At 34.2% G+C, this 862-nt stretch carries 1 protein-coding gene; it reads left to right on the top strand.

Translation table 11 applies throughout. The annotated features are described in order from the left end of the window. Positions 1 to 862, top strand: an 862-nt coding sequence (locus CS899_RS10740) for a cell wall-binding repeat-containing protein (RefSeq protein WP_129582307.1), incomplete at both ends; no start/stop codon positions are given.

The following is an 862-nucleotide window of genomic DNA, read 5'->3' as shown; positions in this document are numbered from 1 at the left end:
TAACTCTAATAGGAGGAACAGCAGCATTAAGTCAAAGAGTAGAAAATCAACTAAAAGAGTATAACCCAAAAAGACTGCAAGGAGCTGACAGATACACAACAGCAGTAAAAGTAAGTAGAGAATACAAAACAAGCGAAGTAGTATTATTAGCAACAGGACAAGATTATCCAGATGCATTAACATCAACAGTACTAGCACGTAAAAAAAATGCACCATTATTACTAACTCCATCTAAAACATTACCAAAAGAAGTAGAGAAAGAAATAGAAAGGTTAGGAGCAAAAAAAGTAATAATAATAGGAGGAGAAGCAGCCGTATCCAATGGAATACAAAACAAATTGGCAAATAAACTCGGTAAAGCAAACATAAGTAGAATAAGCGGAGCAACAAGATATGAAACAGCAGTAAAAATAGGAAAAGAAGTAAGAGCAATAACAGGACAAAACAAAGAAGCAATATTAGTAGATGGAACAAACTTCCCAGACGCAATAGTAATGACAAGTATGGGAGTAGAAAAAGATATGCCAATCCTATTAACACAACCAAGTAAATTAAACGCAAGCACAGAAAAAGCATTAAAAGAATGGAAAGCAGAAAAAGTAACAATAGGAGGGGGAGAAGTAGCGGTATCAAATGCAGTTCAAAAACAATTAGAAAAAACAATGAAAACAACAAGAATATCAGGAGCAGATAGATACCATACATCAGTAAAAGTAGCAAAAGCAACATATGAAAACCCTAATCATGTAGTAGTAGCAAGAGGAGATATGTTCCCAGATGCAATAGTAGGAGCACCATATGCAGCTAAGAACAAATATCCAATAGTATTATCTAGACCAACAGAAGTACCTAAAGTAGTTTT

Source organism: Miniphocaeibacter massiliensis, assembly GCF_900232905.1.
In the GTDB taxonomy this organism is placed as follows: Bacteria; Bacillota; Clostridia; order Tissierellales; family Peptoniphilaceae; genus Miniphocaeibacter; species Miniphocaeibacter massiliensis.
This window is presented reverse-complemented; position numbering and strand designations above follow the sequence as displayed.